The sequence below is a fragment of the Micromonospora tarensis genome (assembly GCF_016803395.1).
GTDB lineage: Bacteria > Actinomycetota > Actinomycetes > Mycobacteriales > Micromonosporaceae > Micromonospora > Micromonospora tarensis.
In genome coordinates this window covers 13,326-28,295 of sequence record NZ_JAEVHL010000065.1, presented here as the reverse complement: position 1 = coordinate 28,295, position 14,970 = coordinate 13,326, and the positions used below count along the sequence as shown (strand labels likewise).

13 protein-coding genes and 3 pseudogenes are annotated in these 14,970 nt (G+C 71.9%); 10 read left to right on the top strand and 6 right to left on the bottom strand.

Translation table 11 applies throughout. The features are described from left to right. Positions 1 to 123 precede the first annotated feature (123 nt). Positions 124 to 561: a DUF6220 domain-containing protein gene (locus tag JM949_RS15315; RefSeq protein WP_203149148.1), complete on the bottom strand. Its 438-nt coding sequence runs from the start codon at positions 559 to 561 to the stop codon at positions 124 to 126. A 9-nt stretch (positions 562 to 570) separates the two neighbouring features. After that, positions 571 to 1,569 (bottom strand): carboxymuconolactone decarboxylase family protein, encoded by a 999-nt coding sequence (locus JM949_RS15310; protein WP_203149147.1) that lies wholly within the window; start codon positions 1,567 to 1,569, stop codon positions 571 to 573. A gap of 144 nt (positions 1,570 to 1,713) precedes the next feature. Here JM949_RS15310 and JM949_RS15305 point away from each other — a divergent pair, with 144 nt between their 5' ends. The 5 genes and pseudogenes from JM949_RS15305 (at position 1,714) to JM949_RS15285 (ending at position 5,978) form a co-directional block, all read left to right on the top strand. After that, positions 1,714 to 2,844: a sensor histidine kinase gene (locus JM949_RS15305; protein ID WP_203149146.1), complete on the top strand. Its 1,131-nt coding sequence runs from the start codon at positions 1,714 to 1,716 to the stop codon at positions 2,842 to 2,844. A gap of 25 nt (positions 2,845 to 2,869) precedes the next feature. Further along, the gene (locus tag JM949_RS15300; protein WP_203149145.1) at positions 2,870 to 3,532 is read left to right on the top strand and encodes a response regulator; all 663 of its coding nucleotides are present in this window, start codon (positions 2,870 to 2,872) and stop codon (positions 3,530 to 3,532) included. Between the two features lie 99 nt (positions 3,533 to 3,631). Continuing rightward, a complete protein-coding gene (locus tag JM949_RS15295) occupies positions 3,632 to 4,348 on the top strand; it encodes a hypothetical protein (protein ID WP_203149144.1) in 717 nt (238 codons plus the stop codon). 75 nt (positions 4,349 to 4,423) lie between these two features. Further along, a pseudogene (locus JM949_RS37075) lies at positions 4,424 to 5,062 on the top strand (FGGY family carbohydrate kinase); the annotation flags it as partial. A gap of 232 nt (positions 5,063 to 5,294) precedes the next feature. Further along, a complete protein-coding gene (locus JM949_RS15285; RefSeq protein ID WP_309232166.1) occupies positions 5,295 to 5,978 on the top strand; it encodes an FGGY-family carbohydrate kinase in 684 nt (227 codons plus the stop codon). Here JM949_RS15285 and JM949_RS15280 read toward each other — a convergent pair. From JM949_RS15280 to JM949_RS15265, 4 genes are read right to left on the bottom strand one after another with little or no spacing between them, the layout of a single operon-like run. Next, entirely contained in the window at positions 5,956 to 6,843 is an 888-nt protein-coding gene (locus tag JM949_RS15280) for an ABC transporter permease (protein WP_203149142.1), read from the bottom strand. The two genes, JM949_RS15285 and JM949_RS15280, sit on opposite strands and share 23 nt — an antisense overlap. Next, entirely contained in the window at positions 6,843 to 7,742 is a 900-nt protein-coding gene (locus tag JM949_RS15275; RefSeq protein WP_203149141.1) for an ABC transporter permease, read from the bottom strand. The genes JM949_RS15280 and JM949_RS15275 overlap by 1 nt, the downstream gene beginning before the upstream one ends. Further along, positions 7,739 to 8,839 carry an ABC transporter ATP-binding protein gene (locus JM949_RS15270; RefSeq protein WP_203149140.1) on the bottom strand — a complete coding sequence of 367 codons (1,101 nt, stop codon included), beginning with the start codon at positions 8,837 to 8,839 and terminating at the stop codon, positions 7,739 to 7,741. Before JM949_RS15270 ends, JM949_RS15275 begins: the two co-directional genes overlap by 4 nt. Then, positions 8,836 to 10,056 (bottom strand): extracellular solute-binding protein, encoded by a 1,221-nt coding sequence (locus JM949_RS15265; RefSeq protein WP_203149139.1) that lies wholly within the window; start codon positions 10,054 to 10,056, stop codon positions 8,836 to 8,838. Before JM949_RS15265 ends, JM949_RS15270 begins: the two co-directional genes overlap by 4 nt. Before the next feature lie 179 nt (positions 10,057 to 10,235). Here JM949_RS15265 and JM949_RS37070 point away from each other — a divergent pair. The 5 genes and pseudogenes from JM949_RS37070 to JM949_RS39135 form a co-directional block, all read left to right on the top strand. After that, a pseudogene (locus JM949_RS37070) lies at positions 10,236 to 10,907 on the top strand (LacI family DNA-binding transcriptional regulator); the annotation flags it as partial. After that, on the top strand, positions 10,823 to 11,323 hold the full coding sequence (locus JM949_RS37065) for a substrate-binding domain-containing protein (protein WP_238433216.1): 501 nt from the start codon (positions 10,823 to 10,825) through the stop codon (positions 11,321 to 11,323). The pseudogene JM949_RS37070 and the gene JM949_RS37065, both read left to right, overlap by 85 nt. A gap of 148 nt (positions 11,324 to 11,471) precedes the next feature. Next, positions 11,472 to 13,069, top strand: a pseudogene (locus JM949_RS15255) (alpha-glucuronidase family glycosyl hydrolase); the annotation flags it as partial. Beyond that, positions 13,043 to 14,032 carry a hypothetical protein gene (locus tag JM949_RS15250; protein ID WP_407664775.1) on the top strand — a complete coding sequence of 330 codons (990 nt, stop codon included), beginning with the start codon at positions 13,043 to 13,045 and terminating at the stop codon, positions 14,030 to 14,032. The pseudogene JM949_RS15255 and the gene JM949_RS15250, both read left to right, overlap by 27 nt. Further along, a complete protein-coding gene (locus JM949_RS39135; protein ID WP_203149136.1) occupies positions 13,975 to 14,931 on the top strand; it encodes a DUF1349 domain-containing protein in 957 nt (318 codons plus the stop codon). Before JM949_RS15250 ends, JM949_RS39135 begins: the two co-directional genes overlap by 58 nt. Positions 14,932 to 14,970: the final 39 nt, after the last annotated feature.

Genomic DNA, 14,970 nt, shown 5'->3' with positions numbered 1-14,970 from the left:
AAGGCCGCCAGGCCCCGGGCCAGCTGCCGGCGCCGGACAGCCGACGCGGCACCGCCGCCCAGCCACCCGGCGGCCGCGAGGAACCGCGAGTCACCAGGTCGGCCGCGAGCAGCGAGCCGGTGGTCATGCCGGTGCTCCTTCCCGGACGGCCACCGGGGTGTCGCTGGCCACCCGCTTCGCTCCCCGGAGCACGCCGACCACGACGTGCACCGCGATGATCCCGTTGAGCGCGTGCAGCCCACCGACGGTCAGACCGAGCGGCGTGCTGGCGCCCGTGGCGTCGGTGAACGAGTTGGCGAGCATGGCGATGAGCGCCTGCACGACGACGAGACCGATCGGCAGGATCGCCAGCGCGACGAGCCGGCCCGGTGCCCTGGCCAGCGCGGCGGACAGGGCGGTGAGCAGGGTGAGGGCCGGTATGACCGCCATCCCGTTGACGCTGTGCAGGGCGTACGCGCCGTCGCCGGCGGGTTTCGTGAACCCGCCCACGGCGGCGAAGATGAACTGGAGGACGAACGCGGCGAGCAACAGCGCGCTGCTGACCAGGAATGCCTTACGCATGGTGTGCTCCTAGAGGTGCGCCGAGCTCAGGGCCCGGGCGACGTGATCGGTGGCGGTGATCGCCCCGTAGGCGACCAGCCGGACGAGGTCGGCGTCGGTCGGGTGGGACAGCCGCCAGAGCGCGACGTCTCCCGGGCTGATCGCGCTGGGCGCGAAGGCCGCCAGCAACGCGATCCGGGTCCCGATGCGGTCCGCGCCGGGAATGTCCCGGACCAGGTCGACGGCCCAGTCCCCGGGGCGGGCCGGGAACCGCCCGTCCTCCCAGCGCACGGTGGCCGTGACCGTCTCGCGCGCCACCTCGCCCAGCAGCTCCCCGCCACGCGTGGCGGCGTCCCGCAACGACGCGTACGCGACGCCGACCGGGCTGTCCCCGGCCCAGCCGGGTGGCGTCGTGGCACCGGCTCCGCCCGGGTCGAGGAGCGGGAGGCTTCGGCCGGGCTCGTTCGACTGCCGGGCCGCCCTGGCGTAGAGCCGACCCCCGACCGAGCGCACCAGCGGGGCGCGGTGCAGACCGCCGGGGAGCAGATCGGGGTCGAGCAGGGCCGAGACGACCCGGTTGATGAAGTGGAAGACGAGCAGCGTGCCGGTGACCTCGGTGCGGTAAGGGCTGGTCCAGCCGGCGGCCCTGGGGCTACGGCTCGCCTGCGCCCAACTGACCAGCTCGGCGTGCCTGGGCTCGGGCGGCGCATCGCCCCGGGCGACCGCCCCGGCCAGCTTCGGCTCGCCCAGCGCGTGCAGCAGCAGCAGGTGGGCGTCGACGCAGAACTGGCAGCGGTTCGCCCGGGAGACCGCCGCCGCGACGAGTTCGCGGTCGACCCGGGAGGCGTCCCCGGCGAGCAGCGCCTCGCGCATCAGCGCCCACGTCCCGGCCAGCACCTGCGGCACGGCCGACAGCGCCTGGAAGGTGGGCAGCGGCCCGAGGAACTCGTCGCGCATCTGTTGGTAGACCGCCGCGGTGCGGCCGGTGGCCGCCCTCGCGGGGGTCGGAGCGAAGAACCGGTATGTCATGGGCTCGATGCTCGCCGTGGCAGGCGGGGAAAACGTCCTTCCGACGCAGACACTTGCGCCACCGCCGCTACCGCGTCCGTGGTACGCCACGGATACCACGCGTGCGGGACGCTCCACCGGCGACAGCCGTTCTACAGTGCGACCATGCGCCGCGACCTTCCGTACGCCCTCAGTGGTCTCGCCCTCGGCGCCCTCCTGCTCGGCAACGCCGCGCTCACCCCGGACGCCGCGCGGATCGGGGCGCTCGACGTCGCCCTGGTCCTGGCCATGGCGGTGGCCGTGGCGGCGTGCCGGCGGTACCCGGTGCCGGCGCTCGGTGTGGTCACCGTCGCCATGCTGGCCGTGCACGTTCGGGTGCACCCCGGGGTGTCCGCCGCGTTCCCGGTGCTGGGCGCGGTCTACGTCACCGCCTGGCGGGGGTACCGCTCGGCCGCGGTCGTGGCCAGTCTCGCCTTCCTCGGCAGCTTTCTGGCCCGCGACATCGCGATGGCACCGGCCAACCGGCCGGGTCAGCTGGTCGCCGAGCGGACGGCCCTGCTGCTGGGCTGGTTCGTGGCGGCCAACGTGGCCGGGCTCGTCGCGCGGCAGCGCCGGGCGTACCTGGAGCAGGTCGAGCAGCGGGCGATCGAGGCGGAACGCACCCGCGAGGAGATGGCCCTTCGTCGGGCCGGGGAGGAGCGCCTGCGCATCGCCCGCGACCTGCACGACTCGTTGACCCACAGCATCTCGGTGATCAAGGTGCAGGCCGGGATCGCCGTGCACCTGGCCCGCAAACACGGCGAGGAGCCGTCGGCCACGCTGCTGGCGATCCAGGAGGCCAGCGGCGCCGCGATGCGGGAACTCCGCACCACCCTCGACGTCCTGCGCGCACCCGAGGACGGTGACCGCGTCGGGCTGGCCCGGATGGACGAGCTGGTCGAACGGACCCGGGCGGTGGGCGTCCCGGTGCGGGTGACCGTCACCGGTCAGCCACGGGGGCTGCCCGACGAGGTCGACCAGGCCGGGTACCGGGTCATCCAGGAGGCGCTGACCAACGTGGCCCGGCACGCCGGCCCGGCCACCGCGCACGTCCTGGTCGAGTACGCCCCGACCGGGCTGACCGTCGCGGTCACCGACGACGGGCAGGCGTCGCCGGCCCGACCTCCGACACCGGGGGTGGGCCTGCGCGGCATGCGGGAGCGGGTCACCGCCCTGGGCGGCACGCTGCGGGCCGCTGCTCAGGACGACCACGGCTTCGCCGTGCGGGCCACCATCCCGCTCACCGAGCCGTCATGACCGGGCGCCCGCGCGAGGTGCCGGCGTGATCCGGGTCCTGCTCGCCGACGACCAGGCGCTGATGCGAGCCGGCTTCCGGGCACTGCTGGACGCCGAGGACGACCTGGCGGTCGTCGGCGAGGCCACCGACGGCGCCTCGGCCGTCCAGCTGGCACGACGCCTGCGACCGGACGTCGTGCTGATGGACGTGCAGATGCCGGGCCTGGACGGCATCGACGCCACCCGACGCATCGCCGCTGATCCCGACCTCACGGCGGTCCGGGTTCTCATCCTCACCAACTACGGGCTCGACTCGTACGTCTTCGCCGCCCTCCGGGCGGGCGCCAGCGGCTTCCTGCTCAAGGACGCCGACCCCGCCGACCTGCTGCACGCCGTGGCCGTCGTGGCGCGCGGGGACGCGCTGCTCGCGCCGACCGTCACCCGGACGCTGATCAGCGAGTTCGTGGCCGGTCCACCGCCGGCCGCGCCGGTCGCCGGCCGCGACGTGCTGACCGGCCGGGAGCGGGAGATCGTCGAACTCGTCGCCCGAGGGCTGACCAACGACGACATCGCCGCCCGGATGGTGATCAGCCCGTTGACCGCCAAGACCCACGTCAACCGGGCGATGACCAAGCTGCACTGCCGCGACCGCGCCCAGCTGGTGGTGTGGGCGTACGAGTCGGGACTTGTCACGCCCCGCCGGCGGTGACCGCTGTCGACGTCGCTCGGCCACCCCTTGGAAACACGAGCGAGGTTCGACGCACTAGCATTGCCGCCGTCCGCGACGGCTCTGCTGAAACGAGGCGACATGCGTTGGCTCCGTCGATTGCTGGGCGGCAAGAAGCGCGTCCAGCTCGATCCGGAACACCAGCAGGCGTTGCTGCGAGACGTCCAGACCCGCTACGGCGCTCATGCGCAGATTCGGTTCCCCGAGCAGGTCGAGGCGCTCACCGGCACGCTGAACAGCGACGACGGTCTGGTGGTGGCGGCCCGAATCGTGAGTCAGGTCGCCGACGAGGCGCACGTCGACCTCCAGGCCCAGGCCCACGAGATCCACCAGCGGACCGGCCGGCGGCTGCTGGTGCACCGCCGCAACTACCGGCCGCTGTGGAAGGAGGCCGGTCCGGCGCTGCGCTGGCCGTTGTTCGGGCTGCCGTGCGGATTCCACCCGTACGCGCAGGTGGCCGCGGCGGTCACGGTTCTCGGCAGCCAGGCTCCCCGACTCGATCGGGTGACCGACCCGAATCCGGTGCTGACCCGGGTGTTCGAGGTGCTCGACCTCACCACCGCGGGATGGGAGTACGGCCGGGTGCGGGTGGACACCGACGCCGCCGCCCTGGTCGACCGGCTGATCGCCAGCGCGGCGCAGGTCCTCACCGCGATGGACGACCCGCCCCGGCTGCCGCCCGCGGTCCGCGAGTTGATGCGGCGCAACAACACAGTCGCCGTGCACGACCCGGCCAGCCCTCGGGCGGTGGGTGGGATCAACCTCGGCGCGACGATGCGGGAGCAGTTCCTGGTCTGAGCTGGACGCAGGGCCGCGACGACAACTGCGCGCAACCGCTTGCCGGCCCGTCGGAGACCGCTCGACCATGGGCTGATGGGGCCGGAGCGCCGTGTCATCCTCGCCGTCGACGTGGGCAGCACTGCCGTGCGGGCCGCCGCGTTCGCGCTGGACGGCACCGCGCGACACACGGCCACCCGGGAGTATCCGCTGCGGGAGCCGGTGCCCGGCTGGCAGGTGCAGGACCCGGAGGCGCTCGTGGCGGCCACCCTGGCGGCGACGTCGGCGTGTGTCGCCCGCACCGCCGGGGCGGAGGTGGTCGCCCTCGCGCTGAGTTCGGCCCGGTACGGTCTGATCGGCCTGGACGCGGCCCTGACCCCGCTGACGCCGCTGCTGACCCGGCGGGACACCCGGTCGTCGGAGGCGGCCCGTGAGTTGCGCAGCTCCGGTCAGAGCCGGGAGTTGCACCGGTTGACCGGTACGCCGGTGCACCCGATGAGCCCGCTCTGCAAGCTTCTCTGGTTCGCCCGCCACGAGCCGCGGTTGTGCGCCGCGACCCGCTGGTGGGTCGGTCTCAAGGACTACGTGCTCCACCGGCTCACCGGGATGCTGGTCACGGAGTTGTCCTCGGCATCCGGCACCGGGCTGTTCGACGTGCACCGTCGGCTGTGGAGTCCGGCCGTACTCGACCTCGCCGGGGTGTCGGAGCGCCAACTGCCCCCGGTCCTGCCCACCACGGCGGTGTTGCGGCTCTCCGCGGCGGCCGGGCAGGTGCTCGGCCTGCCATCGGCACGCCGGTCGTGGTGGGCGCGGGGGACGGCCCGTCGCAGTCTGGGCGGGGCGCGATCGACCGGCCGTCGGCGGGCTGACGCTCGGGGCGACCGGGGCACTGCGGACGGTCGTCGCGGCGCCGCTCGTCGACCCGGCGGAGACCTTCTGCTGCGCTGCGCTGACCGAGGACGCGTGGGTGGTCGGCGGGGCGGTGAGCAACGGGGACAACGTCGTGCGGTGGGCGGCCCGTACCCTCGCACCCGAGGTCGAGCCGGCCTGCGCCGACGACCGGGCGACGCCGGCCCTGCTGGGTCTCGCCGAGCGGATCGCGCCCGGCAGCGACGGCCTCGTCATGCTGCCGTACCTGCTGGCTGACCAGGTCGCAGCCGGGGTCCCCAGCCCGCCGGGCGCGTTTCTGGGGTTGCGCGGCGAGCACTCCCGCGACCACCTGGTGCGGGCCGCCGTGGAGGGCGTCTGCCTGCAACTCGGCGGCGTCCGTGACCGGCTGGCCGAGTTGACGCCGATCACCAGCGTGCGACTCGCCGGCGGGGCGTTCCGGTCGCCACTGTGGCGGGCGGTGATGGCGGCGGTCCTGGACTGTCCGGTGCGGGTGGCCGGCGCGGCCGACGATGTCACCCTCGGCGCGGCGGCGCTCGGGCTCTTCGCGATCGGCGACGCACCCGACCTGCGGGCGGCGGTCACCCGGCTCGCTTCCGAGGACGACGCCAGCCAGCCCGTGCCGGCCGACCCGGCGCTCGCCGCGACCTATCGCGGTCTGCGGGCGAAGCTGCCCGCGCTCATCTCGGTCGCGGGCCGGCTGGGCGAGCTCCTCGACGAGGCGACGGCCGGCGCGGGGTTCAGTGCTCGGGCTCGTCCTTGACCTGGGCCACCAGCTGGGTCGGGTTGACGTAGCGCAACGCGACGACGAGCAGGACGAGCATCATCGAGGTGTAGATGACCGCCATGGCGTCGACCGACTGCTGGGCCCTGATCCCGGAGGCGGACATCGAGTAGTAGAGCGCCACCACGAGGGTCTGCGAGTCGGGGCCCGCGGTCAGGAAGGTCAGCTCGAACATGCCCACGGTCCGGACCAGGACGAGGATCGCGGCGGCGAGGATGCCCGGCACGAGCAACGGGGTGAGGACCCGGAGGAACACCGTACGCAGGCCCGCGCCGCACATCCGGGCGGCGCTCTCGATCCGCGGGTCGATCTGCTCGATGAACGGGGTCATGGTCAGGATGACGAACGGCACCGATGGTACGAGGTTGGCGAGCACGACCCCGGACATGTTGCCGGCCAGACCGAACTTGTAGAGCACTGTCGCCAGCGGAATGCCGTAGGTGATGGGTGGCATCAGGATGGGCAGCAGGAACACGAGGAAGACCAGCCGTTTGCCCGGGAACGACCGCCGGGCGAGGGCGTACGCCGCCGGCACGCCGATCAGCAGGGAGAGGCCCACGACGAGTACGGAGACCTCCAGCGTCACGACGATCACCGACAGGAGCGCGAACTCGTCCCAGGCTCGGGCGTACCAGCTGGTGGTGTAGCCGTCGGGGAGCCAGGTGTCGAACCAGCTCTGGCCGAACGAGCTGACCAGCACGGACGCCACGACGCCCAGGAGGTTGAGGAAGAAGAAGACGACGACGCCCCAGACGATCCAGGCGGCCGGCCGCGCGGCGATCCGCCGCCGTCGCCGCGTCGTGTCGGGGGGCCGTATCGGTGGTGCCTCGGTCGTCGTCGCCATCAGCCCTTGCCTCCGGTGGAGCCGGTGTAGAAGCGGCTGCGAGCGGCCAGCACCACCGCGATGATGACCAGCTCGACGAAGCCCATGATCATTGCGATCGCCGACGCGTACGGGTAGTCGTACCGCTCGTAGGCCGCCTGGTAGGCGGCGAGGGAGATGACCCGGGTCTCACCGGCCGGGTTGCCGACCAGGACGGCCGACGGGAAGACGCTGAACGCCAGCACGAACGTCAGGCAGAAGGTGGTGGCCAGGCCGGGCATCAGCAGCGGCAGGGTCACCTGGGTGAACCGGCGACGCCAGTCCGCGCCGAGCGTCGCCGCCGCCCGTTCCAGGGTCGGATCGATGCCGGAGAGGTACGACAGCACCAGCAGGAACGCGAACGGAAAGCCGGTGATCACCAGCGAGAAGAACACGCCCCAGTAGTTGTGGGTCAGCCGCACCGGCTCGTCGACCAGGTGCGTGGCGAGCAGGATCCGGTTGAACCAGCCGGTCGGGCCGAGGAAGTTCAGCAGCCCCTGCGCGGTGAGGACGGTGCCGAGCGTGATCGGCACGACGAGCACTGTGGTGACCAGCCGTTTGCCCCGGAACCGGCCACGCATCCGGTAGGCGATCGGCACCGCGGCGAGGACGTTCAGCAGCGCGGCGGGCAACGCGATCCGCAGCGTGATCCAGATCGTGCCCCGCTCGTAGGCGTCGGAGAAGAACCGGGCGTAGTCGCTGAACGGCCCGCCGTTGGTGGGCTGGAACGACAGTGTCAGTCCGTAGCAGAACGGGTAGACGAACAGGGCGACGACGAAGACCAGGGCCGGGACCAGCAGCCAGAGCTGACGGTCGACGCCCCGCTCGGCGAGCCGGTGCCGCCAGTGCGCCAGCGGCCTGTCGGGCCCGGCGCCGCTCACCGCGTCGCCCCCTGGTCCTCCGGGCGGTGGGCCGGGCCGTCGGGATAGACGAGCAGCCGTCGCGGGTCGACAGCGAGCTTGACCTGGTCGCCCGGTGCGATCCGCCGCTCGGTGCGCAGGTGCAGCAGCAGGCCGGTGTCGGTGCGGGCCTCGGCCGCCAACTCGCGGCCCTGGTACTCCACCACCTCGACGGTCGCCGACAGGGCGTTGCGGGTCTCGCCGGCCCCGTCGACGCGGATGTCCTCGGGGCGCACCGCCAGCACCGCCTCCGCCCCGGTCCGGAGGTCTCCCACCGCCTCGCCGAGCAGGCGCTGGCCGGCCGACTCGGCGGTGACCACCGCGTCGTCCACCCGCGTGACCCGCCCCCGCCACAGGTTCCGGTAGCCCATGAAGTCGGCGACGTGCCAGTTCGCCGGTCGGGTGTGCAGCTCCCGCGGGGAGCCAACCTGCTGCACCCGCCCCTCCCGCAGCACCACCAGCCGGTCGGCCAGGGACAGCGCCTCCTCCTGGTCGTGGGTCACGTAGACGGTGGTGAGCCCCAACGACTGGTGCAGCCGGCGGATCTCGGTACGCATCTCCAGGCGCAGTTTGGCGTCGAGGTTGCTCAGCGGCTCGTCCATCAGCACGAGGGACGGTTCGAACACCACCGCGCGGGCGATCGCCACGCGCTGCTGCTGGCCACCCGAGAGCTGCCCGGGCAGCTTGTCGACGTGCTCCTCCAGCCGCACCAGCCGCAGCGCCTCCGCCGTGCGTCGGCGCGTCTCCTCCTTCGGCAGCCGCCGCATGCGCAGCCCGAAGGCGATGTTCGCCCGGACCGTCAGGTGCGGAAAGAGGGCGTAGCTCTGGAAGACCATGCCGAAACCGCGCCGCTCCGGTGGCAGCGTGTCGATCCGGCGCTCGTCCTGCCAGATGCTCCCCGCCGTCAACGGCAGCAGCCCGGCGAGACAGTTCAACGCTGTCGACTTGCCGCAGCCGGACGGGCCGAGCAGGGCGATGAACTCGCCCGCCTCGATCGTCAGGTCCAGCTCGGTCAGCGCGGCCTGGCCGCCGAACCGGCGGGACACCCCGTCCAGTCGCAGCCGGGAGAAGGCGCTCATCCCTGCTTGACCTTCCCGCCGCCGATCTCGCGGTCCCACCGGCTGAACGCCGCCACCAGGCTCTTGGCGTCGAGGGGAACCTCGGTCGGGTGCCCGGCGATCAGCGCGTCGTACTCGGGGCGACCGAACTCCCGGATCGCGTCCTGGCTCTTCTGCGGCGCCGACGAGAGCTGGACGCCCTGCACCGCCGGGCCGGGGTAGAAGTAGCCCTCGTCGTACGCCTTCGCCTGCTGCTCCGGGGTGAGCATGAACGCCAGCAGGGCCAGCACCGCGGCCTGGGTGTCGGTCGACACGCCCTTGGGCAGGACGGCGTAGTGCGCGTCGGTGACCCAGTGGAAGCCGTCGATGGTGGCGATCCGGGCCTCCTTCGGCACCGTGCCCAGCACCCGGGGGTTGATGTCCCACCCGGTCGTGCTGACGATCAGGCGCGCGGTGCCGTTGGCGAGGTTCTTCATCGTCTCGGTGGTGCCGGACGGGTAGTAGTCGACGTACTGGCCCAGCTCCTTGAGGAAGGCCCAGGTCTTGTCCCACCCCGAGGTCGGGTCCTTGGGGTTGGTGTCGCCCAGGATGTAGGGCAGCCCCATCAGGAACGTCCGGCCCGGCCCGGAGTTGGCCGGCCGGGCGTACTGGAACCGCCTGGGGTTGGCCTTGGCCCAGGCGAGCAGTGCGTCCGCGCTGGTCGGCGGCGTCGCGAGGCGGGACGGCAGGTATTCGAGCAGCGGGCCCGACGGGTAGTAGGTGACGGTGACGCCCGCGTTGCCGGCGAGCCGCTGCATGGCGGCGGCCGGTTCCAGGTAGTCGCGCATGCCGCCGAGGCGATCCTGGAAGGTCGGCAACAGGTCGATCCAGAGCCCCTGCTCGATGCCGGCGGCCAGACCGTCGACGCCGGTCAGCACGAGACCGATGTCCACCCGGTTCGCGCCCTGCTGGGCCTTGATCTTTCCGGCCAGCTCGGGCGCCGGCGCCTTCGAATAGGTCACCCGGGAGATCACCTCGGGGTTCTTGGCGACGAACTCGTCGATCATGCCCTGCGTCAGCTGGAGGTTGCCGGCCACATCGAGGACGTTGAGCGTGACGGGCTTGCCGGGCCGCTGCGGCACCTCGCCGGTGGTGTCGCCCGAGGTCTGGCCGGGAGCCTCGGGCGCCCCGCAGCCGACCGCTCCCACCAGGAGCGACGATGCCGTGATCAGGAGAGCGCCGCGCCGCGTCATACCCATAGCCGATTCCTCCCACAGGTGTCATCCGTACCGATTGGGACAGCCGGTGGGCGGCGACGGCAACGGGTTGCCATGTATTGCCTCGCCCCGAACGCGGTCTCACCCCCGATTTGTTGCGGAGGCATTGCCGCGCATTCACCGACGTCATAGCATGATCATGGCGCGCAGCCGGGAGGAGCATGACAATGCCCGACCAGACCAGGCCGCCAGACAAGAGGGCCACCATCTACGACGTCGCGGCCGAGGCCGACGTCTCACCGTCCACGGTGTCGCGTGCCTTCTCCAGACCGAGCCGCGTCAACTCCGAGACCGCCGAACGGGTCAGGCGGGTCGCCGAGCGGTTGGGCTACCGGACCAACCCGCTGGCCCGCGCCCTCACCACCGCCCGCACCCGGATGATCGCGCTGGTCATCGCCGACATCACCAACCCGGTGTACGCCGAGATCGTACGCGGCGCGCAGGAGGCCGCGGCCGACGGCGAGTACACCACGGTGCTGATCGACGCCCAGGAGTCCGACCGGCTCGAACGGGCGGCGGTCGAACGCACCATGTCGACAGTCGACGGCATCGTGCTGGCCAGCAGCCGGATGTCCGACTCGGCCATCCGGATGTTCGCCAAGCAGCGGCCGGTGGTGGTCCTCAACCGGGTGATCGCCGACGTGCCCTGCGTGGTGACGGACAATCCCCGTGGGGTGCGACGGGCCGTCGAGCACCTCGGCGAGCTGGGGCACGATCACATCACCTACGTCGCCGGGCCGCAGGCGTCCTGGCCCAACGGCATCCGCTGGCGCTCGCTGCTCGAAGCGGGCCTGGAGCTGGAGATCAAGGTGCGCCAGATCGGGCCGTTCAGCCCGACCATCGAGGGCGGCGAGCGAGCCGCCCGGGAGCTCTACGCCCGACCCGCGACGCCGTCCTCGCCTTCAACGACCAGCTGGCGATCGGGCTCATCCGTGGCCTCGCCCGGATGGGCGTCCGGGTCCCGGGCGACGTCAGCATCGTCGGTTTCGACAACATCCTCGCCGCCGACCTCGTCACACCCGGGCTGACCACTGTCGCGGCGCCGCTCTACGCGGAGGGCTCGGCCGCGACCCGGCACCTGCTCACGATGATCCAGGGGGCACCGGGGCACACCGGCCGGCCCATGGTGCTACCGGTACGCCTGGTCGTCCGCCACTCGACCGCCGCGCGCAGGGTCGTCCCCGGTCGGGCCCGACCACAGTGGGTACGACAGCGGCCCGCGCCCAGCCCGGTGCCCCGCCCGCGCTGAGCCCGCCCGGCTCCGCGACAAGAAGCGACAACTCGTTGCCGAGGCGGGACCGGGTCGCCGAGGATCGACAACCACCCATCTATCGACGTCGTCGCGCTCGCGCGGCGGGCCGTGCGGCGTCTCTCAGCGGACGAACGAGGAGACGGCGATGAACCGACCTTCGGTGCCCGGGCTACGACGAACACTCGTGGTGCTGGGCACGGCGCTCGCCACCGTCGCGGCCACCCTCACGGTCGCCACGGCACCCGTCGCGGCGGCCGGGTCGCCGGACGACTACAGCGGCTCGGACCTGTGGCTGCGGTACGTGCCGGTCAGCGACGCGAAGCTGCTGCGGGACTACCGCCGGGCGGCCTCGGCGATCGTGGTGCAGAACGCCGACGCCACAAAGGTGCACCGGCACACGGCGGACCTCGCCATGGCCCCCGGGTCCCGCGAGAAACTGGTCGAGACGACGCTCGGCGCCGCCCGGGACGAGCTGGTGCGTGGGCTGGGCGGGTTGCTGGGTCAGTCGATACCGGTGACCACCGTCGACGCGGACCGGGTCCCGGACGGCGCGGTGGTGGTGGGCACGCCGGCGAGTTCACCGCTGGTGGGCCGGGCCATCCCGGCCGGTGAGCTGGCCCGGGTCGGCGACGAGGGCTATCTCGTCCGCTCGGTGTCCAGCGGGAGGGCACGGTTCACCGTCATCGCCGGCAACACCGACCTCGGCGCGTTGTACGGAACCTTCGCCTTCCTGCGGCTCATGCAGACGCAGAAACCCGTCGACCACCTCCGCGTCGCGGAGTCACCGAAGATCAAGCACCGGTTGCTGAACAACTGGGAGACCGAGCGTCTCTACGCCGGCAACAACGCCACCGGGCTGGGCGGCGTGAACGGGGAGAGCGGGGCGGTCTTCAACTTCGCCGCGACCGGGGCCAGCGCGGGGCGGAACCTGCCCGTCATCCTGGACCGCTACCTGGTGATGGCCCGCGCGCTGGCGTCGCTGGGGATCAACGGCATCACCATCAACAACGTCAACGCCGACAACGCGTACCTGACGAGCGCGCGCATCGCGCAGGAGGCCGCGCTCGCCGACGCGCTGCGTCCGTACGGCATCAGGTTGGGCCTGTCGATCCGGTACACCGCGCCCACCGACAGCCGGTTCGCGCCGGACACGCTGACCAACAGTCAACTCGACCCGTACGGTGCCGACTTCCGGGGCTGGTGGCACCGGCGGCCCAGCAGATCCAGACCGCCATTCCGGACTTCATGGGTCTCACCGTGAAGGCCAACTCGGAGGGTCAGCCGGGCCCACAGGACTTCGGGTACGACCACGGTGACGGCGCCAACGCCATCGCCGCCGCGGTGGCGCCGCTGGGGATGACAGTGCACTGGCGGACGTTCGTCTACAACGCCGAGGTCGACAACGACCGGCTGAAGCGGGCCTACCTGGAGTTCGGGCCGATCGACGACGAGCTGCAACCGGACGGCAGCCGGGGGCGCTTCGCCGACAACGTGTTCCTGCAGACCAAGAACGGGCCGCTGGACTTCCAGGCCCGGGAGCCCATCCACCCGATGTTCGGCCGGATGGAGAACACCAACCAGGCCCTGGAACTCCAGATCACCCAGGAGTACACCGGCCAGAACTGGATGCTGACCTACCTCGGCCCGATGTACGAGGAGATCCTCAAGACCGACACGTACGCGACCGACGAGAACGGCAAGCTGCTGAGGGAGCGCCTGGTCGGCGACATCGTCGACGGCACCGCCCAGCACCACCCGGACACCGCCATCGTCGGTGTCGCCAACCTCGGCAACGCCGACAACCTGACCGGGCACCACTTCTCCCAGGCGAACCTCTTCGCCTTCGGCCGCCAGGCGTGGGACTGGACGCTCGACTCGGCGGACATCGCGACCGACTGGGTACGGATGACCTGGAGCAACGACAGGCGCGTCGTGCACACCATCCGGAAGATGATGATGGGCTCCTGGGAGGCGCTGGTCAGCTACCAGACGCCGCTGGGCATCGGCCACCAGTTCGCCGAGGGCGCCCACTACCGCCCCGATCCCGCCGACTGGGCGGGCCGCGACGACTGGAGCCCGGTCTACTACAACAAGGCCGACAGCGTCGGCCTCGGCTTCGACCGCTCCCCCACCGGCAGCAACCTGGCCGCCCAGTACTTCCCCCGCCTGCGGCAGCGCTACGGCGACATCGACTCGGTCCCGGAGAACCTGCTGATGTGGTTCCACCACGTGCCGTGGGGTCACCGGATGGACAGCGGCCGAACGTTCTGGGACGAGCTGGTCTACCGCTACCAGATGGGCGTGCAGTACGTCACCTGGATGCGGGAGACCTGGGACGCGCTCCAACCGGACATCGACGCGCGCCGGTTCGCGGAGGTCCGCGCCAAGCTGGCCGTCCACGAGGCGGACGCCGCCGACTGGCGGGACACCTCGGTGAACTACTGGAAGGAGTTCAGCGGGCGGGACATCCCGGTCGACAACGCGCCGCTCTCCGCCACGATCGTGGTGAACGGTAGGAAGTTCGGCGGCTTCAACCTGTCGGAGGCCTCGTACCCCATTCCGGTGCCGGCCGGGGCGTCGCCGACCATCACGGCGGTGCGGACGGCGACCGGAAGGCGCGCTACGAGATCGTCTCCCAGGCGGCCGGCGTGCCCGGGCGGGCGGTCGTCAAGGTCACCACGGAGAGCTTCTTCGGCCCGCTGGTGAAGAACTACGTCTTCGACCTGGTGCCGGACACGACACTGACGGCGCTGCGCGTCGACGACACGCCGCTGCGGTCGTTCTCGCCGACGGTGCCGCACTACAACGTCCTCGTGCCGGCCGGGTCGACGACCGTGCCGACGGTCACCGCCAGCGCCGCCGACCCGGCGCCTCGGTCACTGTCGAGCAGGCGGCGACGTCACCGGGCAGGCCCGGGTCACCGTCACCAACGGTGCGGCGTCGTCGGTCTACACGGTGGACCTGAACACCGCGATCACCGGCAGCGACGACTTCACCTCGACCCCACTCGGCGGGCAGTGGCAGTGGGTCCGGCCGGACGACAGCAGGTGGCGGCTGGCGACGGGTCGCTGGTCGTCACCGCGCAGCAGGGCGACCTGCAGGGCAGCACCAACACCGCGAGGAACCTGGCGGTGCAGGACGTCAACGGCGACTGGACGGCCGAGTCCAAGGTCGTCTTCTCCCGTCCACTCGCCAGCGACAACGAGCAGGGCGGGGTTCTCGCGTACGCGGACGACGACAACTACGTGAAGCTCGCCTGGGAGATGGGCAACGCGACCGCGGCGGTCAACAAGGCCCGGGTCGTCTTCCTTCGTGAGCAGAACGGCGCGACGTCGACAGTGGAGATCACCGGGGCGGACGCCCAGCGGATCGTCGGGGCTGACGGGGCCATTTGGCTCCGACTCACCAAGATCGGCGGCAGCTACCGCGCCTACTACTCCAGCGACGGAAGCGTCTACCGCTTCGTCGGCTCGACGACGCTGAACGCCGAGCCGACGAAGGCCGGGCTGCTGGCCTTCAACCGGGCCGGCAACTCCACCGACCTGGACGTCGCCTTCGACCACTTCCGGATCGCCAGCCGGGGCGAACAGATCCGTCGGCGCTGACCACGACCGCCGTCCCCGGTGGGGGACGGGCCCGGTCGC